Here is a 24,254-nt window from a genome sequence, read left to right on the forward strand (position 1 = left end):
CTTTATTCTTTTCTTAACGAAGTTATAAGTATTTCAGTCTGCAACCTGTCCAAAATCTTCTTCCAAACCTGTCCAAAATCTTCTTCAAGTCACATAAAGCGGCGGGTATTGATGGCATTTCTGTTGAGTTGTTTGAGTCAATGGCTACTGAACAATTAGACAATTTGGCATCACAGATTGAGTATGAAACTTATACTGCAAGTCCCGCTAAAGGTTTTTATGTGCCTAAGAAAAATGGCACTAAAAGATTAGTTGGTGTCCCCATAGTGCGGGATAGAATTGTACAGCGTTTGCTACTTGATGAGTTGTATTTTCCCTTAGAAGATACCTTTCTTGATTGTAGTTACGCTTATCGCCCCGGACGTAATATTCAACAGGCAGTGCAGCATTTGTATGGCTATTATCAGTATCAACCGAAATGGGTTATCAAGACAGATATTACTGATTTTTTTGATAATCTTTCTTGGGCATTATTGCTAACTGAATTGGAGGAATTACAGCTTCAACCCATTGTATTACATCTGCTAGAGCAGCATTTGAAGTCGGGAATCATCATTGGTGGACAATACCGCAATTTTGGCAAAGGGGTATTGCAAGGGGGTATACTTTCTGGGGCATTAGCTAATTTATACCTGACTAATTTTGATCGAAAATGTCTCAATCAGGGGATTAATTTAGTTAGATATGGTGATGATTTTGTCATCGCCTGTAGTAATTTCTCAGAAGCTAATCGTATTCTTGACAAAATTACTAGTTGGTTGAGAGAGGTTTATTTAACTCTACAACCTGACAAGACACAGATTTTTAGTCCCGATGATGAGTTGATTTTTTTGGGTTATCGATTTGCTAATGGTAAAGTGTACGCCCCGCCTCCACCGGAACCTGTACGAGAGGGAGAATGGGTAATTAACGATTCGGGTACACCTTATTTTCGCCACAAACCAAGACCGACAAAACCCGTTTCTCGTCCACCCAAAGCTTGCAGCATCGATAAACCTCTCAATTTTCCTAGAGCCGCAATTTCACATTATTGGCAGGATTTTATGAGTACATTATACGTCACCGACCAAGGCGCTTACTTAAGTGTCAAAAATCAGCAGTTTCAGGTGTTTTATCAACAAGAATTGAAAATCAAAGTTCCAGTAACACGGGTGAGTAATATCGTTATGTTTGGTTGTTGTAATGTCTCACATGGTGCAGTGAGTATGGCGTTAATCCGACGAATACCCATCATGTATCTTTCGCAAAAAGGCAGATATTTTGGACATACATCTGTGCAAGGAGATGCCAAAGTGGAATATTTAATGAGACAGGTTCAATGTTGTGAAAATTCCACCTTTGTTCGTCAGCAAGCAGAAGCAATTGTTGCCGGAAAACTACATAACTCTCGCATTTTGTTAATGCGTTTAAATCGTCGGCGGGAGACAGAACTTGCTACCCAAGGAATAGATTTGATTAATGTTTTAATTGATAGTTTACCCCAAGCAGCAAGTATGGACGCACTGCGGGGATATGAAGGCAAAGCTGCTACGATATATTTTCAAGCTTTGGGTTCTTTGTTTACTGGTTTCTTTACTTTCGATAAACGCACCAAGCGTCCGCCTACCGATCCAATTAATAGTTTAATGAGTTTGGGTTATACTTTATTAAGTCAGCAGGTATTTTCTTTTGTTCAGTCAGTTGGATTGCATACACATTTTGGAAATTTGCATACTCCCCGTGATAACCATCCGGCTTTAGTTTCTGATTTGATGGAAGAGTTTCGCGCTCAAGTTGTTGATTCATTTGTGGCTTATGTTGTGAATAAAAAAATCTTAACTCCTGAAGATTTTACTTCTCCTGATGAGCGTGGAGGTGTATATTTACAAGCAAGTGCGTTGAAAAAGTATCTCAAGCATTGGGAGGAAAAGTTACAGTCGGAGACGACACATCCAAATACTGGTTATAAGGTGGCGTATCGTCGTTGTATTGAGTTACAGATACGGGAGTATGTTGCTTGCTTGATGGGTGAGGTTCCAGTGTATCGTCCGATGACTTGGAAATTGTAGTCTAGTATACTATTTGTGGGATAGACACAATGCCTGAAACCCTGATTCTTTCGTTCTATCCCACAAATCACTCTCCACATAAGGGTTTGAAGCGGTGAAGGGAGGTGTTTATTCAATATTATTCTCAATAATTTGGGTCAAAGTTTGCATCCCACAAAAAAGTGCTGTAGGATTAGCTCAGGGCAAAGCTTTCGAGCGGTAGCCTTTTAGCTTCTTCGGAAGTTGATGTAATGGAAACAATTTCACCTGTCATCTTTGCCCATGCTGGTTTGAAATGTCTTTTAGCTTCTTCGGAAGTTGATGTAATGGAAACATATTGCTCTCCAACCGTTCTGCCGGGCCAAGTATAAAGCTTTTAGCTTCTTCGGAAGTTGATGTAATGGAAACATTTGCCCCACTGGTTGTGGGGGAAGATTGCTGAACAGTGGTCTTTTAGCTTCTTCGGAAGTTGATGTAATGGAAACTCACTTCCCGCCGGAGCATTGGAAGGTCCAATGATCTTTTAGCTTCTTCGGAAGTTGATGTAATGGAAACCAAATGCGGCATTGCCAAAATCCTCTTTGGAAAGTCTTTTAGCTTCTTCGGAAGTTGATGTAATGGAAACCATACTGCGCCCCTAGAAAAGCCAGGATATGAACGCCTTTTAGCTTCTTCGGAAGTTGATGTAATGGAAACTGTTTGTACCTTTGAAACAAGGTGATCATAGACTAGGGCTTTTAGCTTCTTCGGAAGTTGATGTAATGGAAACTTTTACGCGGGCTTCTTCTTGTTTAAACTCTTCTTCCTTTCTTTTAGCTTCTTCGGAAGTTGATGTAATGGAAACCTGGCAGTCAGCGCGAGGCCTTCGATCCCACTTTCGTCGCTTTTAGCTTCTTCGGAAGTTGATGTAATGGAAACCACGGGCGTTCCTGCCGTGTGTCATCTCTTCCCAGATTCTTTTAGCTTCTTCGGAAAATGACTTAAATAAATTACCAAATCGGAGAACCCCACTCCGATTTTTTTATAGCTAATTCCAAGTCATATAACTCATATACAAAGTCATATAAAAATAGCTTTAACTCAAATACATACTCATATAGACATTTGGGAAGATGGGATCAAGTAAAAAGTTAAATGGCGACATCAATAAAGCCTTTAACTTTTTACCTCATCCTCTTTACTTAACTTTACCTATGTCTACAATTTACATCACTGAGAATGACGCAACCTTCAAAATCCAAGGACAATATTTTAAGGTATTCCGACAAGAGAAACAGCGCTTCTTTATCCGCATTAACAATATTAGCCAATTCATCATCTTTGGTAACATAAAACTACCAAAAGATGTCATGCAAATAGTTCGTTTAAATCAAATACCCGTCTTATATTTAACCCAAATGGGTGAATATGTAGGACGTGTAGAAAACCCTTCAATAGTCCAAAGTAAATACCTAACTTTCCAGCGCCAACGCTTGCGTGATATTGAATTTAATCGCGCAACAGCAGAAAGTATAATTTGGGCAAAGCTGCACAATCAGCAGACCTTTCTGCAAAGTTGGACTCGTCAATATGCAGACCATAAAATCCAACGCGCATTGAATTATTTAACACTGTTGATGGATAATTTATCAGCAGCACCATCCATCGACGAACTGCACGAATATATCAAAGAAGCAGACAAGGTTTACTACTGTGCTGTTACTTCTTTACTCAGTTTGTATAACTTACATCCTCACACAACTGCAAAACAAATCAGCAGATTCTTAAACCTGGGAAATCAACTGCTACATCAATATATTTACACCCATCTCCAAACCGCAGGACTCCACCCAGATTATGGAATTTTACACCGCGACAGGGATAATGAACTTCCTTTAGCATGGGATTTTAGCGCCGAATTTCGCGCCCCCATAGTAGATGATTTGGTGTTAAATTTTGCCCGAAATATTATTAACACTAATGGGAATGGAAATGGAAATGGGAAAAAATCTAATACCCTTCTGCAACGTTTTCTGCAACATTGGGAAGGGAAATTGAAAACTTTTGTGTTGCATCCTTATGCTGGAGAAGTCACTTACCGTCAATGTATAGATTTACAGGTACGGGAATATATTTCGTCTCTGTTAGGGGATGTGGAATATTATCGTCCCTTGGCTTTAAAATTCCACCCAAATCATCACAGTTTCACCAATATCGCTGAAAGCCAAAAACCAGCATTAACCTTGGTGAAGTAGTTATGTTTTACTTAGTTTGCTACGACATCGTTAGCGACACCCGTCGCAATAAGGTATCAAAACTCCTCGAAAGCTATGGGTTGCGGGTACAAAAATCGGTTTTTGAGTGTGTTTTGGATGAGAAACAATTTGAAAGCTTATCTAAATACCTAACACGACTCGTTAACCGACGCGAAGACCAAGTGAGATTTTATCCCATGTCTGCACACACTCGTTGCAAAATCGCAGTGGTGGGGACGCAAGCTGAATTTAGCATTGATGATGCAGCATTCATCGTTTAGTAACTTAAGATACAGACCTCGCCCTGACTCTTAACGAGGCTACACAAGCCTTTGAGCTTTTCTTAGCGCCATTCAATTCTAACCAAAATGAATATTTGCAAGCAAGCACGCGCACCCCCATAGCGTCAAAATGAACCTACACTTTCGGTCGATTTGGGATAACTATAAATAATTGAATGCAAATTCAATCTGTCAAGTTTTGTTTGATTTTTGCTGCGAAAGTTCAAAAACAACTTGATGATTTACCAAAAAAAGACCGGAAACAATACGAAAAAGCTTTTGAATGTTTCGCTAATAATGGCCCAGTTTACCGGAGTTTGAGAACTCATCGGTGTCGTACTAAACAAGGTGATATTTGGAGTTCGGCTGCATCAATGGCGAAGCGATTTTATTGGCGATATAGGGAGGGAGAAATGATTGAGGTGACGCATTTAGATTCCCATTAAAACAAGTCGCAAGTCGCAAGTAAGTTTTGTGACGGGGATTTAGACCCCGACCCAAAACTTACCGGTTATTGAACCGGGGGACTTAAACCCACCGTACTCTGTTAAAACGAACTGAATATTTATTCCAACTTATCCCTTTTTACTTTTGAATAATTCATGATGTCTAATCCTCGTCAAATTACCACGCGTGAGCAACATCTAATTTTACTTTACAGTAATTGGAAATTTGGCATAACACCAGCAGAATTTTATGCCAAGTGGGGCGTAAGTTACGAACAAATTGCTTTGATATGTTTCCGTTCTGATTCTACTGTGCGCGGCTGGTTTAGAAATGGTAAAAATCAACGTTACCCAACGCGGAATGATTCGTTACATCTGGCTTTGATGGACTTATTACTCGAACATTTTGAGGAGATTCCCTATGAAGTATTGCACTGGTTAGACCTTAATTCTAATTCTCTAATTCATAAATAAGAGTATTTGTCAATAGCATCTTGCTATGTTTTCACAAATACTTCAGACTTATGGTGTTACTAGTTAATTCAAGGCTGGTGCTGATGAGGCTTATCAGCATTTGTGAGGTGGTTATTATGACCTATTATAAGCAGTTGCATCCGTGGTGCGTTATCCGTATTTTACCCAATCAACAACAGTTAGATATTGTTGAAGTTCCTGTGGTAAATGACAATTGTAACGTTGTAGCACGATTTCGTCAACGCGATGATGCAGAAGCTTATATTCAGGTGTTGCATAACTCAAACAAAGATATCAAGTTCTTGATTATTTTTGATTTGCAAGGAGTGCGAAAAACTTCAGAAACAGATAATTTGAATTAGCTAGCTTCTTCGGAAGTTGATTTAATGGAAACATCTGCGTTTTGACCGATTTAAAGGTCTGAAGTTAAAAGTAAAACGAGATTTATCTTGGATTACTTTTACCTTTTTACTAAGTAGGGTATCTAACTTTTCACGAATGATTTATGATTGCTATATTTGGGAATTGAAATAGGCTAAAAATTCAACTTCCGAATAAGTTAAAAGCCAACTCCCCGATGAATATGAAGATGTGTCCGATCGAAGTTTCCATGACATCAACTTCGCAATTAGAGTATAAACCATCATGTGTCTAAAGTTTGAATAACCCAGTTTTTTACTTCCGAATAAATGTAATATTCTTGATTTTCACCTACAAATATATGTCTATATTCATTTTTGACAATTTTCATGTCACTTTTAAGAATTTCTGCCATATTCTTCACAATATAATTGGGAGCGCATACAACAGTATTAATTTTAATTTCTTGGTTAAATAATTCTTGCATTCGCGTCTGAGACACTCCTTCAGCACTATGAATTAAATTGTTACGCTGTCTACACCAAAAATCTAGACTTTTTAGCAGACTTAATATTTCTTTCCAATCCTGTACTTCCTTGGCAATATTACGGACTTGAATTTGATTACCTACAAAATCACGTTTATCAAAGCGATTGTCTAAACGCCTAAAATCTGCATAACAGCCTAAATTTCTAGCCAATTTTTCTAGTACCGCTTCATAAAAAGAAGACATTCGAGATAAAAAATTGGCTATCTGATTTAATTTCCAATAAATTCGGCATTGGGTATATAAGTTTAAAACTTCATCATAGCTATTAACTTCGCTAGCTAATCTCTTAGAAAGGTTAAGTTGATAATTCTTCTGCAAAAATAACTGAGCGGATCTAATATCTAAATTAAAGCTATTAATGCCAAGTTCTAAAGTTTTAATAATTCTTGATATTGCTTCATTACTTTTAGCTATATCATCATAGCCAATCACATGATAACTTATAAAAAACTTCAAAACTGCTTGCCAGTCTTGCAAAATTTGAATTGAGCCATTAAAGTCCCAATGGTTTTCTTCCAATAAGAGTTTCACTATCTGATATTTTTGTGTTCGCATATATCGCCAGTAGGAAGTTAGTTTACAATCAGAAAACTTACCTGCTAGACTTGTGCTAATATCAAACTGTGGGTCAATAAATATTAACCGTGATACAGAAGACGCAAGAGCTTGCATTTTTAAAGCTGTTTGCATCTGAGGTGTACCACCCTTAATGCTGACTAATACGGTAGAATCACTCTTAATACTTTTAGCAAAGAATTGATAGTAATAATCAAGTAGTTCATCTGCTTCTTTAGCTGTAACTTTGATAGGAATTTTTTGCGCTGTTAATTGCAAATTATATTCCTGTTTGAACCAGCGATTAAGAATGTCAAAGAGATAAATTGTGTCTAACTTATGCTGGGGATTCTGGTTGGTAACAAATAGATAAATTTCTGGAAGTTCAAATTTTTTTATTGCATCTAGAATTACACCTCCGATTCTACCAGGACGAATCCGATTATGCCAGGTATCTGGATCAAGTAAATATGCTTTTAGCAAATTTTGACTAAATTCTGTAAACAAAAAATCAATTTGAATACCACGACTTGATTCCTGTTTGGTATACTTGACATTTAATTCATCACAAAGTAGTTCTGCATAATTATTTCTCTTTTCCCAAATATCTAGCTCGTCACTGTTTAAACCAGACAAATCCTCATTCGGTTCACCACGATCAAAAATTGGTAGATAGTAGTTAAAGCCGTCAAGTTTGATGGCAATATCAGAAGTTCCGAGGTTTGCAATTAAAATCGCCATTTTATTTATTTTCCCTATTGAAATAATGAAATTTACAAGACTTTAATAGAAGCCTCTGGTAAATCTTTAATAAAGGCAGCGCGATCCTTATGATCTGTACCAAACACTGTCACAGCCTGATAAGGTTGTCCAGAATCAGGAAAATTAGACTGAATGATCACAAAAGAAGGAATCCCTAACTTACCACCAACTTCAGGATTGCCAAGTCCATCACGGTTTTGACCTTTATATTTTTGGCTGCTATAAAGCAACTTTAAAGCTTGACCGATTACTGACTCAGTATGCCCTTCTTCTGACCATTTCTGGACATGATCAGGATGTTTCATTTTTGGGCAAGGTACTAAATAAATACTTGCCTTATTACTTAAAACATCCTGAAGACGATTATTAGAATTATTAAAATTACCAGCAGTATCAGTCCTTTGGGAGGGTTTTACAGGAGGTGAAATAGTAGAATGTTTAACTGGACGGGTAACAGTAGATTTATTCAAACCTGAGATTTTGCTAGTATCCAGTAAAATTTGAGGATTTTTAACTACTGAAAATGCGTTCAAAACTTCTTGGATTAAGTCTTGCCAAGCCTTCTGGTCACAAAGTAGTTTCTTCTCAGAAAGTTCCCAATAACACCCTCGCATCCTGGGACTATTCCAATGCAGAGGACGGCGCGCCCCCCTACCTATACCCGCTATATGAGATGATAGGTACAATATTTTTTTAATCAATGTGAGGTGTTGTTCGATTTTAGATTCTAAAAGAATCTTCCCTTTATAAAAGTAAGGATAATAATCACTTCCGTTCTTTTCTCCTTCTTCCCATTCCACTCCAATGCGTATACTTCCTTCGTTACTTTTAGGGTCTATTGTCCCAAATAGAACTGCTTCAAGTTCTTTTGATTCAACAGGTGAATAAAGACTAAGTGCGATCGCTCTAAACCAGTACCTTAACATTCCCCGTAGTGCCACAGGGCGAAACTCTGAGTTTTTAGTATCAGCCCCGTAGATTCCCTGCGTCCATAGCTGGAAATCATGCGATGACGAATATTCTAAACCAGCACTCAAAGCTGTTCTGCCATATCCTGCACTAACTCGTGAACCAATTCCTGCGGCTAAAGCTTTCTCCAACCAATTCTTGACTGTTTGCACATCATCTACATTCTTACTCCTACTAGTGCGACTTAACCCAATAACAAATTCAGGGTGTTTCATCGACAGCAAAGCATGAGGAACAGAGTTATACCTCACCTGTCCATTCTCCCAATGCCATTGAGGGTTAGCCATATCAACACTGAGAGAAGGGGCAGTGGGGAAAGCATCGAGAATCTGTACACACCCGATGCCACGATCAAGAGTTCCCAATAGACGCTCTACCTCAGAAAAATTAGACTTGTCCTGAAGTGCGATCGCTCTAATTGCACCTTTGAGGCTACTAGATGGAATGTAAGGTACGCCATATACCGGATGGAATACAGGCAATAATAATTCTCGAAACCCCCGCATTCCTCCAACACGCAGCCGCCAGGAAAACTGTATCGTGATTGTGTCATCGGCTAGTTTTCTAGTTTTCTCTGTGAGTTGTTGATATAGACTTTCACAAGTTTCATCAGCAGTGGCGGCTGCTTCTAGCGCACCTTGAACTAGTTCATTACCATTTCTGTCCAAGTCAAACTTTACAAAGCTATTTAATTTTTGAAGTGGACTTTGAAGACTTTTTGGTTTGCCCATTGCTGGTGATGAAATTGAGTGGACATTTGGCTGGTTAACAGACTTTCTAGTTGAAGATTTTTGAGTTTGTACAGGTGGTTCACCAACTACAATATTCAACCTTTTATTTTGCCAGTCACTAGGGAGCTTTACTTTAATTTTGGGAATTTTGGCTTGAGCTAGTTTTTTATTGTCTTCATTAGGAATATACAACTTGAGATTATCCCCATCTTCATCTAGTCCACTATCTTTAAGCAGCTCGTAAAGAGGATTCTTATCTTTTTTGAGTTTTTCTAGAATAGCCTGCCATTGAGTATTGTAATTCATTATTCCTCCGGCTCCCCTAAAATAGCAGATGCCCAAAAAGACCATTCTCGTGCCAACTCAATCGCCAAGCGATTAAGAGCGGTGTATTCTTTAAGGGGCATATTTATTAAACTACCTTCATCGTCAACGTTAAAGTTCTGACCACTAAAACTTTTTAGCGAACTGAGAAACTTTTTATAAACCTTACCTTTGTATTTCGTATCTTCTGCTTTGCCATTTAAAAATTTTTTAGCATCTCCACTCAGCCGATGTAATCCCCAAGTAGATATATACGGTGTTAGCCCTTGTATTAAACTACTCGCTTTTTTGTGATACTTCTTATCTAAGTCCTTTTCTATTGCAGTCAATGCTGCATAAGCTTCTTGACTAAACTTCCGTGAATCAAGTTTCATGGTGTATCTTCTTTCTTAAGAACAATCGTTTTTAGATCAGCCCAACCTCTACCTAACCCTTCTAAACCGCCAAATTGCAATTTATCATTTAAGATTTGCGATGTAGAAGTACGAATATTAGCAGTTTTAGAAGTTTCCTTCCCTGCTTTGATACCCCAAGGAAAGAACAGCAGCGTTTCTGGAGGAATTGCTTCCTCTGAACGAAAAGAACCACCTTTAACAGTTTTGGATTTCTCCTCTAGTGCCACTCGGACTTCTCGCTGTAAGCCTGTTTCTACCAATGCTATGCAGTCTTCATCTGTCAGAATTACTAATTTCTCTGTTAGCTGAGAAACGATTCCCCCAGCAGATGTGATGGGGAGAATCATATCTGAAAGCACTTTTACATCTATTTTTTGGATATCTGATTTGTTCAAAAGTGCTGTTTGCAGGTAGAGTTTTTCAGTATTGAAGCTTACTACTGCTGATTTTTGCTCTGACTCTTGTTTCGATAAAATCTGCCGAGATTGTTTGATAATTGGTTGCAGAGGTGATTTAGGTAGCCAACGGTTCCAACGTTCCAGCCACAAGGGGCAAGTGATCCAAACTAAATGATGACTCAAAGAGGCAATGGGAAAAAACAGCAGCGTTGCATCAGCAAACCATATTTCTCCTTCAGTAGGTTGTTGACCATTTTCAATCTTATGTCCAAAAAATATTTTGGCTTCTTCAGGATGTTTGTCTTCCAATTGAGAGCGAATTTTACCCCGCAGCGAGGAAGCAGGTAGATAAGGAAATTCTGTGTGAACTTCACGAGCAATACCCATCGTATTACCCTCACTAGAACTGCCTCCAGTATGCAATGGTGTTAATAAATACAGATAAGTTAGATGATTCGTCATAGTCTTTGACCCCATAATGCCATAAAAACGCTTTTCAGTTAGATTAGTTGAAAACTGTTATCACCAGCTTGAGGCGTTTGTTCTAGGTTCACTTGATCTGAGGAACTACTTATATCAGCAGATCGGCTAACACTTGTTAGCTCTTGCAACAAAACATAAAGCTTGCGAAAGTTTTCATGCACTTATATCTCAAAAGACTTACTTAGTCTAATTGATAAAAAATTTAAATCACGTCCAATTCATGCGAATGACAAATTTATTTCTACTCACCTGTAAGATCCTTTTTGTTCAAAGGCGCGGTTTATTGGTTCTTTTATATGTTAGGTAGATTAGTATTCATAGTTACTTGCTCCAAAGTAAAATTCCGTAATTTAAACTAGCTAACGTCTCCAACCACTTTAACTCCGGCTGAGTGTCAGAATTCCTCTGCTGCCATTGTGCAATCTCCGAGTTGAAGTAATGACTTGGTAAAACTCGACCGATATTATTAACCCCATCGTAAAATCGATACACAGTACCAGGTGGCACAAACGCCCGTTGGGGTAACATGGGTTTTTGAGGAAAGACTGATTTACCACCCCAAAGAATGGCGCGATCGCTAGCACAACTGATGAGACATTCGCGCCAAGTATGGGGATAAACACCATAAATATAGTTTTCTGGGTGGCTTTGAGCAAGTCCTGGGGTCAAAAGATAAGCTTTGCTACTACCATCCTGTTCCATAAAAGGTTTAATCTTCTCCCAATCGGGTAAACTAGCAAGAGGAGACACCAAAGCACGGTGTCCTTCACCACCCAAACGCACAACTGATGGTTCGATGTCTGCATTTACCGCAACAACTAGCTGCCAACTAGTATGTAACCGCACCGCAACTTCAGTAAAATAACCATCCTCATCTTTTACCTGACGCTTATCTGTTGACATTTGAATGTGCGGTAAAACTTGGCTACTCCAAGGGTCAGAATGAAAATCTTCAGGGTTAGTTAAACTTTCTCCTTTGAGGTAGCGAACTAACGCCGAAGCCTTAATCCAAGCAAATGGACGACCGCTAATCCATTCTTGCTTTCCCCTTGACTCCAGGCTATTGCAGATATCCTCACTCTCCGAAGGAGTGGGAGGAACCATTGGTACAAATTGATTTTCGGTCTGACTTTCACCAAGGGAACCCGAACCACAAATAACATATTGCCACTCAGGACTATTAATATCGTTAGGTTGCAAGCAAACAAGACGTGACCATTTCTCTAATTCTCCAATTTTGTCATATTCGGAATTCTCCTCTAGATTTTGACTGCGTATCTTCAAGCACAGCAAATCTTTGGGAGTTGGTAGCCAAAGTTCCTGACCATTAGGTACATCGCGCAGTAAAAATGGCCCGATAAATTGCAGCTTCTCTTCTGCTTTTTGCTTGAATTCGCGATCGCTTGTAGCAACTTCAACTTGCGAGTTAACAGCCCAACGTAACGCTTGAAAAACAGCATTTGGCATGGGAGGAAAGATCCCCTTAGCCCAAGCACCTTCGCCTGGCGAAAAAGGTTTCGCTTCCCGGAATAGTAAAACATCAAGTGGTTCAATTTTGTACCATTGCATAATCTTGTTACCATTAAAATAATTCGTAATTCGTAATTCGTAATTCGTAATTCGTAATTAAGTTTTGTAACGGGGATTTTACCCCGACACAAAACGTGCTGCCTGTATTGCTGGGGAATTAAACCCCTAAACTTTGTTAAATTAAAATGCAAAATGAATACCTATGAAATTTGTTTCGATACCCAAAATGCAGTAAACCTCAATAACATGGCAATATCTTCGGGTTCACTTCCTAAAGCTGGAATCTGGCGTTGGTTAGCTGTTTGGTTTGCACCCCAAGCCCACTCTTCCCAAGCATCCAACCAATTTAAAAGTGCATCTTCAACTGTTTTGGGAAGTTCTTCGTTTCTACTAGATAATACAACTTGTGCAACTTTCTGAAATAATCCCTTATCTTCGGTAATTTCGGCATGACGGGGTAATTCCTCCGCTAACCGATACAATACTGGAGTCAAATCAAATGTTTCATACTTTTGACTGGCTTGAATAAACTTCCACCAACCTTCGAGTAAATGACCCTTCATCAAGGCTTCTAAGGTATTACCAGAACCGTAAATTACCCGGAAACACAAACCATCTTTGTCGGGAATTCGCTTCTCTTGTTTCGGGTTATCTCCAACTGTAATCACTCCACCTACAAGCTTTTTTGCACCTTCCTTTTCTGCATCCCATAGTTTTTCTAATACAGTCGGTAAGGGAACGCTTTTGTGTGCAATAACAATTCCCAAACTCATTGTTGCTTCTTCACCCATTGTGAATAATGGCCTCGCTGGAATATCGCCAGGATTTGGCTTAGGATTTGAGTTTTTTGTATCCCATTGCCAGTAACCACCTCTATCAATAAACTCTCCTTCTGGGTCTTCTGCACCGCACCACGCAGCACGCAGAGAACGCAAAAACTGAGGTAAATCTGCAAGGGGTAATGCAGCCATGACATCATCACCACCACTATAAATTACTCTACCGCAAAAGCGTTGCTCAGTAATATAAGGTACTAAGCGGTTAGAGAAATCTAGCAAGGCTCGATTTAATCCGATGTGGGTAGCAGGCCCCATGCGTTTCTTAGTTCCGAGTAATTCGCTTAAATCTTGGTCTGCGATGTTGCTTGTATCCAATAAATCCCTCACTATATAATCTTGGTAACATTTCAGTTTGCGTCCGTTAACGTAGTTTCCCATCCCATCACCATCACCGAGTACCAACACCCACCAGTCAGCAGGACTGCTATCTCCAAAGTGGTCTTTTTGTACTTTATCAAGAACAGTACGCAGTATATTTGTTTCGGTTCGATTCAAATTCATGTCATCAGCAAGCCATTTGCTAGAAAACATGACACCGTTGTAACCATTACCGTAATTTGTTCTCTCTTTTAAAGCAGCATCTGCACGTTTAACTTGAAAAGGACGACGGGTACGAGAACAAAATATATCGTGTTTGGAATTGAGTTCTCTGTATATCTCCCCTCGCAAATCTTGCCAATATTCCTCGATTTTTTCGGGATGATGAGTTGCAAAATGTGCCGCAGCAATGGAAGAAAGATTAGGGAAACGAATTAATTTTTCATAGTCATCATCGTCATCATCGTTATCATCTAATGGAATCCCCAATGATTTGGCGACACCACCATGTTTCCAAGCCATCCGCTTAGTTAACTCAATGGCATTCAGTTTCTCTGAACCATTAAATAATCCTGGAAAAGCAAGTCCTATCACCCGCCAAAATAGGCGTAATGATTCTGAAGGCATCCCAAATCCGTTTGGAAATTGTTCATAAACAAACCGGGGATGCACTGCACTATACAGACCTGATAGGGTTGAACGTTCTCCAGGTGCAACCGGAATTTGCCAAGCACGGGTGTTTTTAATCGCTTGAATTGTATTACCAAGACGTGCTTGTAAGCTTCCCCACAAAGAGCCAACATTTAATTTATTGTAAGCATTTAGTTCAGCTTGACTTGGCAGGTCAATAATTGGTCTGGCTATCTGATTTTGTAATGTTATCCATTCTTGACGTTGATATTCATCCAAGTTGGTTGTGTCAATTTCTAAAGGTTTTTCGGGATGCCCAAAGGGAACGGCAACAAAGTAAGTTTCCCAAGTATTCTCAATTTGAGCGTCCCATAATTTATTCCACTCCCAGCATCCTTGTTGATGGAATTGCCTGAGTTGTTTTCTCAAGTCATCTGCTTCTAAATTCGGAAATTCTTCAGATATTTGCTGCCATATTTCTGCAATTTGATTTTCGCTATTTAGTAAATTGATCACTTGATTTTTAATACAAGTCCGCACTTTCTGACTCATTGACAGCCAACGACTTTTGAGCAGATTATCAAGTTTATTACCTAACTCAGTAGCACTTTTTTGGTTAGGAACTAAAACGGTAATCACATTTGGAAAACCTGCTGTACTTAAACTTTGAGATTGGGGATCATGATCAAATCTAGTTGTAGGGTCATTATTTGGTTGTTGAGAATTTCTCAAAATATCTCGAATTTGGGGATATTCTTGAATGAGGAAAGCATCAATTATTTCCTGATTCCATAGTGAAGGGGTAATTACTGCATCTGGTCCATAAAGTTTGGCGGCTTCAAAACATACTAATGCACTAAAATAGTGTAGTAAAAACGAACCTGCCCAAAAGTCAAGAAACTTCCGCGATGACTTGATAAATTCTTGTACTGGCGAGAAAGTAAATAATAATAAATAAGGAGCTTCTTTTAAAGAGTTTGACTCCTCTCCATCAGGAAAAATTGCCCCAGTCAGTGCCGAAACGGTACTTTGGTAACTATGCAATGGGCAGTCTGGTAAAATTCGGTGTGTGGGAATCAATAAAGCATTCTCTGCGTCCAGATGTGCTAGTTGTTCGGGGAAGTATCGCCAAAACCACCAAAATACTATTTTTTCATCGGATTCTGCCGCAATTTTACTAATATCTATCTGTGTATTGAATGCCGAAACAGTAATTGTTTGTTCTTGTCCACTGATGGGATGGCGAACCACAATATTATCCATCTCTCCTGGCTGTGCAGTGGAATTAAGGTTAATCCTATCTGAGGAACTGCTAATACTTGTTCCTATATTTCCGTCTTCCCACCAAGTCTGCAATTCCTCTAAATGTGGGGCTAAACAGCTTAATCCCTTGTAAATATATGATACATCTGTACCTAGCCAATTGATCGTTTCTAGCGATCGCACTAACGCATACAACTTCCGGTGATAAACATTCATCCCAATTACCAGTCACTTAATTGCAGTTTATATCACTGCCTGACCTGTTGCATTCATTTTCATGCGAATGACAAATAATAGTATAGGTTTATACACAAAAATCTGTTTTTGGTTATTTCAGCAAATAAAAAGTCAAAAAAAGAGCTAAAACAATAGCCCAGGTCAAAGCCTAACTTCTGACCAAAAATGTTTCTATTACATCAACTTCCGAAGAAGCTAAAAGCTGCATTTCAGACTGCGGGCGCACTAGGCACCGCAAGTTTCCATTACATCAACTTCCGAAGAAGCTAAAAGGGTTTCAGATCTGTTTTTTGAACTGACATAGCATAGTTTCCATTACATCAACTTCCGAAGAAGCTAAAAGTGGTATCTTACAGGCGATAATGGCGGTTTTCTTTGGTTTCCATTACATCAACTTCCGAAGAAGCTAAAAGCGGGGAAGGGCTTGCCAGAGAAACCACATAGAATAGTTTCCATTACATCAACTTCCGAAGAAGCTAAAAGTTTATTTGCCTCTCGCGTTCAGCGACTCTGCCCCCATGTTTCCATTACAGGGAGCAATGCGATTTTGTTAGATCGGACTTTAATTCTCAGTTAGAGAGCTAAATTCTCAATAAAAACAGTTATTTAGCTGCGATCGCACCCCTAAACAGGTGATTTAGCACCCGAATTTTAAGCACCTCACAAAATCGCATTGCTCCCCCATTACATCAACTTCCGAAGAAGCTAAAAGACGACGCCAAAGAGGTGTATAACAGGGTCGCCGAGAGTTTCCATTACATCAACTTCCGAAGAAGCTAAAAGTCTGTCCGACATAGAAGTCGGCGGAGTATTAGTCAGTTTCCATTACATCAACTTCCGAAGAAGCTAAAAGCCTTTACGGATGGCTGACAACCGGAGGTACCCTGGGTTTCCATTACATCAACTTCCGAAGAAGCTAAAAGACGATCCACAACGTGTACTAGGCGGCGGAACCCAGTAGTTTCCATTACATCAACTTCCGAAGAAGCTAAAAGTTTGTTAAGGAGTCCAGCCAACGCTCATACCGTTTGTTTCCATTACATCAACTTCCGAAGAAGCTAAAAGAATTGCCAGGTCAAGGCTCGCGCTAGCGGGCTTCTATGAGTTTCCATTACATCAACTTCCGAAGAAGCTAAAAGGAGTATCGGTATGTTCCCAGTACAAAGGCGTCATCATGTTTCCATTACATCAACTTCCGAAGAAGCTAAAAGCTTTTGCTAATCGATATCGATCACTTCAAGCGCGTCAGTTTCCATTACATCAACTTCCGAAGAAGCTAAAAGTTGCGAATTTCAAGCGAATTCCAACTTTGATAATAATCGGTTTCCATTACATCAACTTCCGAAGAAGCTAAAAGCATTACAGTGGGTTCGAATGAATTTAACGACGAGTATGAGTTTCCATTACATCAACTTCCGAAGAAGCTAAAAGCAAAGTATCGATCTTTTCGTCCAGGCAGATGCCTGGAGTTTCCATTACATCAACTTCCGAAGAAGCTAAAAGTGGATTGTATCGACCCTTAGGGTTTGATTCCATGCGTTTCCATTACATCAACTTCCGAAGAAGCTAAAAGGCTACCGCTCGAAAGCCTTGCCTTGAGCTAATCCTACAGCACTTTTTCGTGGGATGCAAATTTTGATCCAAATTATTGAGAATATTAGTCAATAAACACCTACCTTCACCGCTTCAAACCCTTATGTGGAGAGTGATTTGTGGGATAGAACGAAAGAATCAGGGTTTCAGCCATTGTGTCTATCCCACAAAAAATCAATAAAAAGGATAAATCAAAACTGTTTTTTTTACTGGCTTTTCAATTATATCACTTGCTAAAACTCCTCAAAGTCATCCATCACAATACTTACAGCGTTTTTACAGACTTCTTTCTCAGTTCAAACCACTAAAAATATTACAGTATAAGAGGATGTTTTAAAAGTCCTTTCGTCCATAGCAAAACGTTATTGATCCCCCAACCCCCCCATAAATTGGCTTGCTCTAATTCCGGTTCCCCCCTTTTTAAGGGGAGCCAGCGCGGTCTTGGGGGTTTCCCCCATGAGCGACTGGCGTGGGTTAGGGGGGATCGATAAGTCCCTAAAATCACAACCAACTACTTTTCAAACAACCTCTAAGCAGCATTGCATCCCTGCGCGAAAAAATAACAGCTATGGGTTCCCTAGCAAATCGTCATTCGCACCATTAATCTAGAAATATTACCAACGCCTTACTAATATTAAATACAACAGATCAAACAGAAAAACTCTAAAATCTAACTTGATGTCCCAACCATCCCCTAAAAACCCCATAGCCCATTTTCTCATTGGCGTACCCGGTAGCGGAAAATCAACCCTGGCTACACGAATATCCCAAACTGGAAACTACGAAATTATTTCCACAGATGAAATTCGCCAACAACTATATGGTGATGAGACAATTCAAGGCGACTGGCAAGAAATCGAAACCGAAGTACTTAAGCGTATTGAAACTGCACTTACAGAAGGTAAAAGCGTAATTTACGACGCAACAAATTATAAACGCCCCTTTCGCATAGATTTTTTGCAAAAAGCGAAGGCTTTTAACTTGATATGGATAGCATGGCATTTAGATACACCACTTGAAACCTGTATCCGTTGGAACCAACAACGTACCCGTCAGGTTCCTGAAGAGATTATCACAAGTATGCACAAAGTTTTAAAAAACTTTCCACCCATTCGCGGCGAAGGGTTTGCAGGAGTTAATACTATTAGTGTCACCACATCTCAAATTTCAACTAGCGAAATTGAGAAAAAAATTCAAATTATCTCCCGTAGCATTACTAATTCCCAAAATCGTCAGACCAAGATTACACCCCATGCATACAGTAATCTCATCGATTTTGAGCGCTTAATGTATTTAATTTCCCTAATCACTAAATATCCTGGTATCGGGAATCTACGCCATCAAAATCCAACATTACTAGAAAATCTTCTTGGTGACAAACCAGAATTCACCAATGATATCCAGGAAATAGCTGCAATCATCGGCAAGAAACATGGAAAAATCTATGCTTGTGAACAAGCGATAACCCATGATTTACAATATCTTGCAGAACAAAGAATAATAGCAGAGCCAGAAAATTTCAGTCTCAAAGCTGAAGGAAGACAAAACAACTTGTCTACCGATTCTAGATTGATAACAGCAACACATTCTTATTCAGATAAAAAAGTTTTCGACCGCTTAATTGGAACAATCTACTTCATTGTAAACCAGCCCTTTTTACCCGATGCGGGAGGAGGTAGCTTAGGAACTTTAGAAAAAAAACTCAACCAAGCAGGATTTATTGAGCCGGATAAAAGCGGACTAACAAAGCTGCGTAAGGATATCGAAAACGTTTTAAAACCATATAAAATTATTCCAGAGTTTCCGATGCGTAGCGGTTACTTTGCAGGGACAGGAATCCTTGACCAGCAAGAACTAATTAAAGTTTATGAAATTATTCAATCTCAAGCTAAAAGCCTAGATGATCCTTTAGTAGTGGATTTCTCTAATACTTTCGAGAAACGAATGCTACAGGCAAAACTAATTAATCCTGACGATAAAATTTATCCAGTCCGGTCAATTGCCCATAATTCAATTGTTGATGAAAAGCATTTACACGAAACCTCATTACTCAAAAAATTACCATACCTGGAAGCCGCAATAGTCAAGGGTCAATTAATTGAAATCAATCGTTTTAGTGGGAGTGCTAAATATGAAAGTGATGCCAAGAGCTTTATTCATGTGTACCCTCTACAGATAGTCTTTCACAACCTCGCTTGGTACTTAGGGTTTGAATGCATTCGTGGTGAAGAACCAGGATTACTGCGCTTTGAACGTTTAGACAGATTATTTCTGGGTAATCCCCAAAATCAATCTCGTGACCGTCAATCACAAGAGAAATCACTAGAAAAATTGCACAAACTTCTAAAAGGAAGTGTCGGAATATTTTTAGGAAATAGCACTACTGACCAACGGAAATTTCTCAGCCAAGATCAAAAAATACATTCCCAAGTATGCATCACAATAGAACTTTGGTTTAATGATACAACCTATCGCTTCATCATCGAAGGAACGAAGCGTTTTGCACAAATCAAAATGTCTCGTCCTCAATTCCCTGGTAGCGTCAATCTCCCAAAATCTATATTCTGTTGGTCAGAAAAAACTCCAGATAAAGACTTTCCTAATCGGTTTCAAGTAGTTTTAGCTAAATGGTCAATAGAAGACTTTGATTTGTGGAGATGGATTGTTGGTTTTGGTGGAAATGTCAAAGTTATCGACCCACCAGAATTAGTGAATAAAGTCAAGCAAATCGCTCAAGGTATTCTTGATAATTACTAATAGGACTTCCGTCATAACTGCACATTCGCTCATTTTTGAGCCAAGAGCGGCAATAATGAAATTTGGAAATAATTTTTTTGCCAAAATGAGGAGGATTACAATGATCTTAGCTCATTTTAATTCCGCATTCTTAATACCGAGCGATGCTCTACCTGGGTAGTAATATAATATTTCCAAAATAACACACTCGATTGACCAAGACTCATCCCTGATTGACAGTGTTTGAGTGAGTTTTTGTCAATTAACTTTTCCAAATCAGCGAACCTACGGTTAGGTCATTTTCCTCATTCGCACCAATTAGATATCATCTGGTTTGTCTGAATTGTAATCTATAGATATCGGGAGAGATTGATCCCAAGCCGGACGTATGCAAAATTCATGAATTGTGCATCCCAAGGATTTCGGGCAACGCATAATTAATTTCTCTATATGTCTAATATTTTCGCAGAAGTAATTTAGGAGGATTGGGATATGAGTCTCCAAGATTTAGGAATTTCTCTCGGACAAGATGAGCAAGTTATTGCAGAATCTTCATTCTGTTATTCAATTTTGTTGTTTTTTATCAACTATAAAGTATATGTAACAAATAAACGTTTTATTGCTCGTATCCCTAACGTAGTTCTCTTTGTGATACCCCTTGGAACAAATTTGATAACATTCCCATTGCGGAACATATCTACCATCATAACTAGGACAGAGTATAAGTTAGGGGGATTCTTCTGGGCTGGAATACTTGTATTTTTGGGTTTTGGCAATTTAACTAAATCTATATTCGGTTTGATTGTATTTATATGCGGAATCATTCTCGCAATTGCAAGTTTCCAAACCCTAATCCGTGTTGAAGCTTCTAGTGCTACTCCTTTAAGATGTCCAATTGCGGTTTGGGAAAAAGAAAAAGCTCTCAAGTTTACTAATGAGATCAATCAAGCGGTTACAGAATTGTAACTAAGACAGTCGATGAGTGAATTGATGTGTGAATAGCTTAAGTTTCAACAACTATTAGGTAGATAATTTTATGCGTGGATTGAGATTTTGGTTAACGAATTCGGTGGGTTGAAGTCCCCCGGTTCAATAAATAAGTCAGTTTTGTGGTGGGGTCTAAATCCCCATTACAAAACTGTACTTCCGACTTCTTTAATTACTACATCTGCCACTTTTTTTGTTCAGAGGCGCTGTTCCCATTCGGGCATCCGGTGGTAGGCGTTGGCTATAGGTTTCTCTTTCTATCGCGCTCACGACGGCTGATGCTGTCCACCATCATCCCCTCTGCTTCTACTCCAGAACAGTATTTGAAAAAATAAGCCACCCTCCAAGAGTGGCTCAAAGTTTTATCCAAGAATTTCAATCACCGCAGCCAGAATTGATGCTGCTTTTGAGTTAGCGGGAATAAAGACTCGCTTCTTCCATTGAATAATTTCCGTGAAACATCCCACAGCTACAAGTCGGTCAGCCAACGATAAAGCATTAACCAACTCAATCCGCCGTTCACTTGCAATGCTAGAACTTCTCAAAGTTACACCTCCGGGCAACTGTTCCGAATACCGCTCATTCAGCACCAAAGATATTAATTCCTCTGGACTGAGCAGCTTATTTTTCATACCCAATTGCTCGGCAACTTGGCGAATATTCTCCGCATTAACTACTCGTCCTAACACTTTCTCTCCATTGCTCAATTGCAATCGAAATACTCGACTGTTCTGTTGTGGCAGTACCTTCCAAATCGGCAGAAGAATTCCAGTAACTAAATGAATATAATCAATAGTAAACTTGGGCAATTCTTCGACTTCTTTAGACCAAGCCCCGACAAATTCATCAGTCAAAACCTGCTTCCAGTTAGACGATTTCAACTTATCAACTGGTACACGAGTTTCCTTCTGTGGTCGCACTAGTAAAACCCGTGGGATTACCCCACCCTGGTCATCAAATATGCTATGAGTAGGAATGCAAACAGCCGCACTACCTGACTTGGAATTTACCATCAACCGCCCTTGGTAATTAGTAGCCAACTCAACCGCTTCAACAGCAGTTTTGATGTCGGTCTTTTGAGTACGTTCTATCTTCAAGTAGTTAGTGACGCTACCAGTCCCAGGATGAGTATAAACAGACTCAATGCTAGCAACCGTAAACCGTTCTGCCCGAAGTGTTTCCACCCCAACCTCAAAAATTCCCTGAGCTTTTGCTGTCTCGATCTGTTGACTTAGTAAAAGTTCAAACCTCTCAAAAATGAGATTCTGCATCCCAATTTTCAAAGCCAGCAGTCAATTGAGAAACTTCCGCAAAGGTGGGAGGTCAATTTTCATTCCTCCTTCATGGGAAGTCAGGGAGAGTCCAGTCATTTGCTCAAAGGTTCCGAGTGGGACTTGGGCGAATCTGCCCTGATAAATTTGTTTAAACAATTCATACAAAGCATACTCCGCATACTCAGACTCTAGATTGTCCTTGGTATCAAATATACCGTTACCGCCCGTTTGCCGTTGCCCACGAGTCAGTGCGCCGAGACTGTCCAATCTCCGAGCGATTGTGGAAATGAACCGATGTTCACCCCTGACATTGGTCGTCACAGGTCTGAATATTGGTGCAGATGCCTGATTCGTCCGGTGACTCCGCCCAAGTCCCTGAATTGCGTTGTCAGCCCTCCAACCAGCTTCTAGCAAATAGTGCGATCGCCTTCTACGATTCACAGCATTTAGATCAGCATGATAACTGCGACCTGTGCCGCCAGCATCGCTAAATATGAGGATTTGTTTATCTCCCGCCATAAATACGTTTGTTTCCGCAATGTTCGCACCATAATTCCTCATTAGTCGAAACTATCTGGATTACAACAGCATGACCTTGGGCGATATCCTGCTCAATGGCTTTAATCAGTTTTGGGCATTTCATCCCGGTCAGCAAATGATTGAAGAATCGTTGTTTGTGGGATTCAAACTGTGACATCGCGGACATTTTAGCCATGCGGTTGTATGTCTTCGCGCCAGAGATATTACACGCCTCTAACGCCTTGTATAAGTTGTTGTGGATAATTTGGAAAGCGTCGGCATAACTGTCGTAAATCCTTTCCTGGGTAGGAGTTAAGTCAATTTCCAATGTGTCATATTCAACACCTTCAAAACTGAGCGATCGCGCCAAGTATAATCCTAGTGCTTTCAAATCTCTGGCTACAACTTCCATTGCAGCAATACCGCCAACTTCGATGGATTCCACAAAATCTTCACGAGATGTAAACGGGAAGTCGCCAGTCTGCCATAGCCCCAGGCGATTGGCGTATGAGAGGTTTGAAACTTTAGTAGCTCCGGTAGCTGACACGTAAATCACCCGTGCAAGAGGTAGTGCATTTTGCAGCCGAAGACCGACGATACCTTGCATGGATGCCTTCACCATTCCCAACTTTCCCTCTTGTGCCATCGCGTTGCCCATTGCGTGACATTCGTCAAATGCGATCGCACCGTCAAAATCCTTACCTGCCCATTCAATGATTTGTTTGAGTAGGAACCTGTCAGAAATCCTGAGTGGGCAAGACCAGCGTAAATAACGCTTTCAAGCTGTGCTTCAGATAACAATCCTTGTGCAACAATGTGCCCAGGGAGATGTGGCTGATATGTGGGTGCTGGTGGAGAGACTAGTGCTAATGCTGCGCTTTCGCACAAGAGCGAGGGATGAGGTAAAGCATCCTTAATCCGAACTCGTTGTGGGCGATAGCTTTCATAAAGTGCATCTTTTAGCCCTTCGGTTCCAGTCCACTCGACAACCTCATATTCTAGGGGCACAACATCAAGAAATTGCGATATTTCTTGATGTTGTGGTGTCGAGTGGCTCTGTTTTGGCAATTCAATACCAGCCCTCTCAATATTGACAAATAGTACACTATGTAATTTGTCTAAGGAGGTAAGACTAAAATTGTACTTAATATCTGATGCTATCTCCCATATTTGATGCTTTTGTAGAAGCCAGCCCCGTCAGTGTAATGATGCGAGTCCTGATGGAAAATATTTTTAACTCCTCACGGATGAATCAGCTATTCGAGACTTCAAGCGTTCGCCAATTGTTATTTGTCAATATTTAGAGGGCTGGCTGCTTACACCTATTTGCCCAAAAAAC

At 39.7% G+C, this 24,254-nt stretch carries 19 protein-coding genes and 3 CRISPR repeat arrays; of the genes, 9 read left to right on the forward strand and 10 right to left on the reverse strand.

Features of this window, described 5'->3' with window-relative positions; all coding sequences use genetic code 11:
- Positions 1-140: 140 nt before the first annotated feature.
- From cas1 (V7K76_RS33110) to V7K76_RS33135, 6 genes are all read left to right on the forward strand, one after another.
- On the forward strand, positions 141-2,048 hold the full coding sequence (gene cas1, locus V7K76_RS33110) for a CRISPR-associated endonuclease Cas1 (protein ID WP_335030396.1): 1,908 nt from the start codon (positions 141-143) through the stop codon (positions 2,046-2,048).
- 203 nt (positions 2,049-2,251) lie between these two features.
- A CRISPR array of direct repeats spans positions 2,252-2,945; the repeat unit is 35 nt; unit sequence CTTTTAGCTTCTTCGGAAGTTGATGTAATGGAAAC.
- 194 nt (positions 2,946-3,139) lie between these two features.
- The gene (gene cas1 / locus V7K76_RS33115; RefSeq protein WP_335030397.1) at positions 3,140-4,261 is read left to right on the forward strand and encodes a CRISPR-associated endonuclease Cas1; all 1,122 of its coding nucleotides are present in this window, start codon (positions 3,140-3,142) and stop codon (positions 4,259-4,261) included.
- A 2-nt stretch (positions 4,262-4,263) separates the two neighbouring features.
- On the forward strand, positions 4,264-4,542 hold the full coding sequence (gene cas2 / locus V7K76_RS33120) for a CRISPR-associated endonuclease Cas2 (protein ID WP_335030398.1): 279 nt from the start codon (positions 4,264-4,266) through the stop codon (positions 4,540-4,542).
- A 176-nt stretch (positions 4,543-4,718) separates the two neighbouring features.
- The gene (locus tag V7K76_RS33125; RefSeq protein ID WP_335030399.1) at positions 4,719-4,988 is read left to right on the forward strand and encodes a hypothetical protein; all 270 of its coding nucleotides are present in this window, start codon (positions 4,719-4,721) and stop codon (positions 4,986-4,988) included.
- Between the two features lie 159 nt (positions 4,989-5,147).
- Positions 5,148-5,462 carry a hypothetical protein gene (locus tag V7K76_RS33130; protein WP_335030413.1) on the forward strand — a complete coding sequence of 105 codons (315 nt, stop codon included), beginning with the start codon at positions 5,148-5,150 and terminating at the stop codon, positions 5,460-5,462.
- Positions 5,463-5,578: 116 nt separating this feature from the next.
- Positions 5,579-5,824, forward strand: a complete 246-nt coding sequence (locus V7K76_RS33135) for a hypothetical protein (protein ID WP_335030401.1) — start codon at positions 5,579-5,581, stop codon at positions 5,822-5,824.
- Between the two features lie 281 nt (positions 5,825-6,105).
- Here the strand turns inward: V7K76_RS33135 and V7K76_RS33140 are convergent, their stop codons facing one another.
- The 6 genes from V7K76_RS33140 to V7K76_RS33165 all read right to left on the reverse strand — a co-directional run bounded on the left by V7K76_RS33140 (position 6,106) and on the right by V7K76_RS33165 (position 15,785).
- The gene (locus tag V7K76_RS33140; RefSeq protein WP_335030403.1) at positions 6,106-7,668 is read right to left on the reverse strand and encodes a hypothetical protein; all 1,563 of its coding nucleotides are present in this window, start codon (positions 7,666-7,668) and stop codon (positions 6,106-6,108) included.
- 32 nt (positions 7,669-7,700) lie between these two features.
- A complete protein-coding gene (locus tag V7K76_RS33145; protein WP_335030405.1) occupies positions 7,701-9,695 on the reverse strand; it encodes an RAMP superfamily CRISPR-associated protein in 1,995 nt (664 codons plus the stop codon).
- Positions 9,695-10,087 (reverse strand): hypothetical protein, encoded by a 393-nt coding sequence (locus V7K76_RS33150; RefSeq protein ID WP_335030407.1) that lies wholly within the window; start codon positions 10,085-10,087, stop codon positions 9,695-9,697. The genes V7K76_RS33145 and V7K76_RS33150 overlap by 1 nt, the downstream gene beginning before the upstream one ends.
- The gene (gene cmr4 / locus V7K76_RS33155) at positions 10,084-10,968 is read right to left on the reverse strand and encodes a type III-B CRISPR module RAMP protein Cmr4 (RefSeq protein ID WP_335030408.1); all 885 of its coding nucleotides are present in this window, start codon (positions 10,966-10,968) and stop codon (positions 10,084-10,086) included. The genes V7K76_RS33150 and cmr4 overlap by 4 nt, the downstream gene beginning before the upstream one ends.
- Positions 10,969-11,310: 342 nt before the next feature.
- On the reverse strand, positions 11,311-12,558 hold the full coding sequence (locus V7K76_RS33160) for a type III-B CRISPR module-associated Cmr3 family protein (protein WP_335030409.1): 1,248 nt from the start codon (positions 12,556-12,558) through the stop codon (positions 11,311-11,313).
- Positions 12,559-12,719: 161 nt separating this feature from the next.
- The gene (locus V7K76_RS33165; RefSeq protein WP_335030410.1) at positions 12,720-15,785 is read right to left on the reverse strand and encodes a type III-B CRISPR-associated protein Cas10/Cmr2; all 3,066 of its coding nucleotides are present in this window, start codon (positions 15,783-15,785) and stop codon (positions 12,720-12,722) included.
- 188 nt (positions 15,786-15,973) lie between these two features.
- Positions 15,974-16,290: direct repeats of the CRISPR family, unit length 35 nt; unit sequence GTTTCCATTACATCAACTTCCGAAGAAGCTAAAAG.
- Between the two features lie 193 nt (positions 16,291-16,483).
- Positions 16,484-17,379: direct repeats of the CRISPR family, unit length 35 nt; unit sequence GTTTCCATTACATCAACTTCCGAAGAAGCTAAAAG.
- 698 nt (positions 17,380-18,077) lie between these two features.
- On the opposite strand from V7K76_RS33165, the gene V7K76_RS33170 reads away from it, so the two are divergent.
- Together V7K76_RS33170 and V7K76_RS33175 are read left to right on the forward strand one after the other, a co-directional pair.
- On the forward strand, positions 18,078-20,156 hold the full coding sequence (locus V7K76_RS33170; RefSeq protein WP_334779126.1) for a WYL domain-containing protein: 2,079 nt from the start codon (positions 18,078-18,080) through the stop codon (positions 20,154-20,156).
- A 471-nt stretch (positions 20,157-20,627) separates the two neighbouring features.
- Positions 20,628-21,101 carry a hypothetical protein gene (locus V7K76_RS33175; RefSeq protein WP_334779124.1) on the forward strand — a complete coding sequence of 158 codons (474 nt, stop codon included), beginning with the start codon at positions 20,628-20,630 and terminating at the stop codon, positions 21,099-21,101.
- 383 nt (positions 21,102-21,484) lie between these two features.
- Here the strand turns inward: V7K76_RS33175 and V7K76_RS33180 are convergent, their stop codons facing one another.
- Genes V7K76_RS33180 through V7K76_RS33195 form a run of 4 tightly spaced genes read right to left on the reverse strand, consistent with a single transcriptional unit; the run spans position 21,485 to position 23,983 of the window.
- A complete protein-coding gene (locus tag V7K76_RS33180) occupies positions 21,485-22,393 on the reverse strand; it encodes a hypothetical protein (protein ID WP_334779123.1) in 909 nt (302 codons plus the stop codon).
- Positions 22,394-22,414: 21 nt separating this feature from the next.
- A complete protein-coding gene (locus V7K76_RS33185; RefSeq protein WP_334779121.1) occupies positions 22,415-22,915 on the reverse strand; it encodes a strawberry notch C-terminal domain-containing protein in 501 nt (166 codons plus the stop codon).
- Positions 22,902-23,633, reverse strand: coding sequence for a strawberry notch-like NTP hydrolase domain-containing protein (locus tag V7K76_RS33190; protein ID WP_335030414.1), 732 nt, complete (start codon positions 23,631-23,633; stop codon positions 22,902-22,904). Before V7K76_RS33190 ends, V7K76_RS33185 begins: the two co-directional genes overlap by 14 nt.
- The gene (locus V7K76_RS33195; protein WP_334779120.1) at positions 23,531-23,983 is read right to left on the reverse strand and encodes a strawberry notch-like NTP hydrolase domain-containing protein; all 453 of its coding nucleotides are present in this window, start codon (positions 23,981-23,983) and stop codon (positions 23,531-23,533) included. Before V7K76_RS33195 ends, V7K76_RS33190 begins: the two co-directional genes overlap by 103 nt.
- Positions 23,984-24,069: 86 nt before the next feature.
- Between V7K76_RS33195 and V7K76_RS33200 the strand changes: the two genes are divergently transcribed.
- Positions 24,070-24,219, forward strand: a complete 150-nt coding sequence (locus V7K76_RS33200) for a hypothetical protein (RefSeq protein ID WP_334779119.1) — start codon at positions 24,070-24,072, stop codon at positions 24,217-24,219.
- Positions 24,220-24,254 lie beyond the last annotated feature (35 nt).

It is taken from the genome of Nostoc sp., from assembly GCF_036917975.1.
Classification (GTDB): domain Bacteria; phylum Cyanobacteriota; class Cyanobacteriia; order Cyanobacteriales; family Nostocaceae; genus Nostoc.

What these genes read in the sequence shown, in the direction of transcription:
- cas1 (WP_335030396.1), top strand. Translation starts at nt 141, where the DNA reads ATGGCTACTGAACAATTAGACAATTTGGCATCACAGATTGAGTATGAA.
- V7K76_RS33175 (WP_334779124.1), top strand. Translation starts at nt 20,628, where the DNA reads ATGAGTCTCCAAGATTTAGGAATTTCTCTCGGACAAGATGAGCAAGTT.
- cmr4 (WP_335030408.1), bottom strand. Translation starts at nt 10,968, where the DNA reads ATGACGAATCATCTAACTTATCTGTATTTATTAACACCATTGCATACT.
- V7K76_RS33125 (WP_335030399.1), top strand. Translation starts at nt 4,719, where the DNA reads ATGCAAATTCAATCTGTCAAGTTTTGTTTGATTTTTGCTGCGAAAGTT.
- V7K76_RS33180 (WP_334779123.1), bottom strand. Translation starts at nt 22,393, where the DNA reads ATGCAGAATCTCATTTTTGAGAGGTTTGAACTTTTACTAAGTCAACAG.
- V7K76_RS33200 (WP_334779119.1), top strand. Translation starts at nt 24,070, where the DNA reads ATGCTATCTCCCATATTTGATGCTTTTGTAGAAGCCAGCCCCGTCAGT.
- V7K76_RS33185 (WP_334779121.1), bottom strand. Translation starts at nt 22,915, where the DNA reads ATGGCGGGAGATAAACAAATCCTCATATTTAGCGATGCTGGCGGCACA.
- cas1 (WP_335030397.1), top strand. Translation starts at nt 3,140, where the DNA reads ATGGGATCAAGTAAAAAGTTAAATGGCGACATCAATAAAGCCTTTAAC.
- V7K76_RS33170 (WP_334779126.1), top strand. Translation starts at nt 18,078, where the DNA reads ATGTCCCAACCATCCCCTAAAAACCCCATAGCCCATTTTCTCATTGGC.
- V7K76_RS33145 (WP_335030405.1), bottom strand. Translation starts at nt 9,695, where the DNA reads ATGAATTACAATACTCAATGGCAGGCTATTCTAGAAAAACTCAAAAAA.
- V7K76_RS33140 (WP_335030403.1), bottom strand. Translation starts at nt 7,668, where the DNA reads ATGGCGATTTTAATTGCAAACCTCGGAACTTCTGATATTGCCATCAAA.
- V7K76_RS33135 (WP_335030401.1), top strand. Translation starts at nt 5,579, where the DNA reads ATGACCTATTATAAGCAGTTGCATCCGTGGTGCGTTATCCGTATTTTA.
- V7K76_RS33160 (WP_335030409.1), bottom strand. Translation starts at nt 12,558, where the DNA reads ATGCAATGGTACAAAATTGAACCACTTGATGTTTTACTATTCCGGGAA.
- V7K76_RS33165 (WP_335030410.1), bottom strand. Translation starts at nt 15,785, where the DNA reads ATGAATGTTTATCACCGGAAGTTGTATGCGTTAGTGCGATCGCTAGAA.
- cas2 (WP_335030398.1), top strand. Translation starts at nt 4,264, where the DNA reads ATGTTTTACTTAGTTTGCTACGACATCGTTAGCGACACCCGTCGCAAT.
- V7K76_RS33130 (WP_335030413.1), top strand. Translation starts at nt 5,148, where the DNA reads ATGTCTAATCCTCGTCAAATTACCACGCGTGAGCAACATCTAATTTTA.
- V7K76_RS33150 (WP_335030407.1), bottom strand. Translation starts at nt 10,087, where the DNA reads ATGAAACTTGATTCACGGAAGTTTAGTCAAGAAGCTTATGCAGCATTG.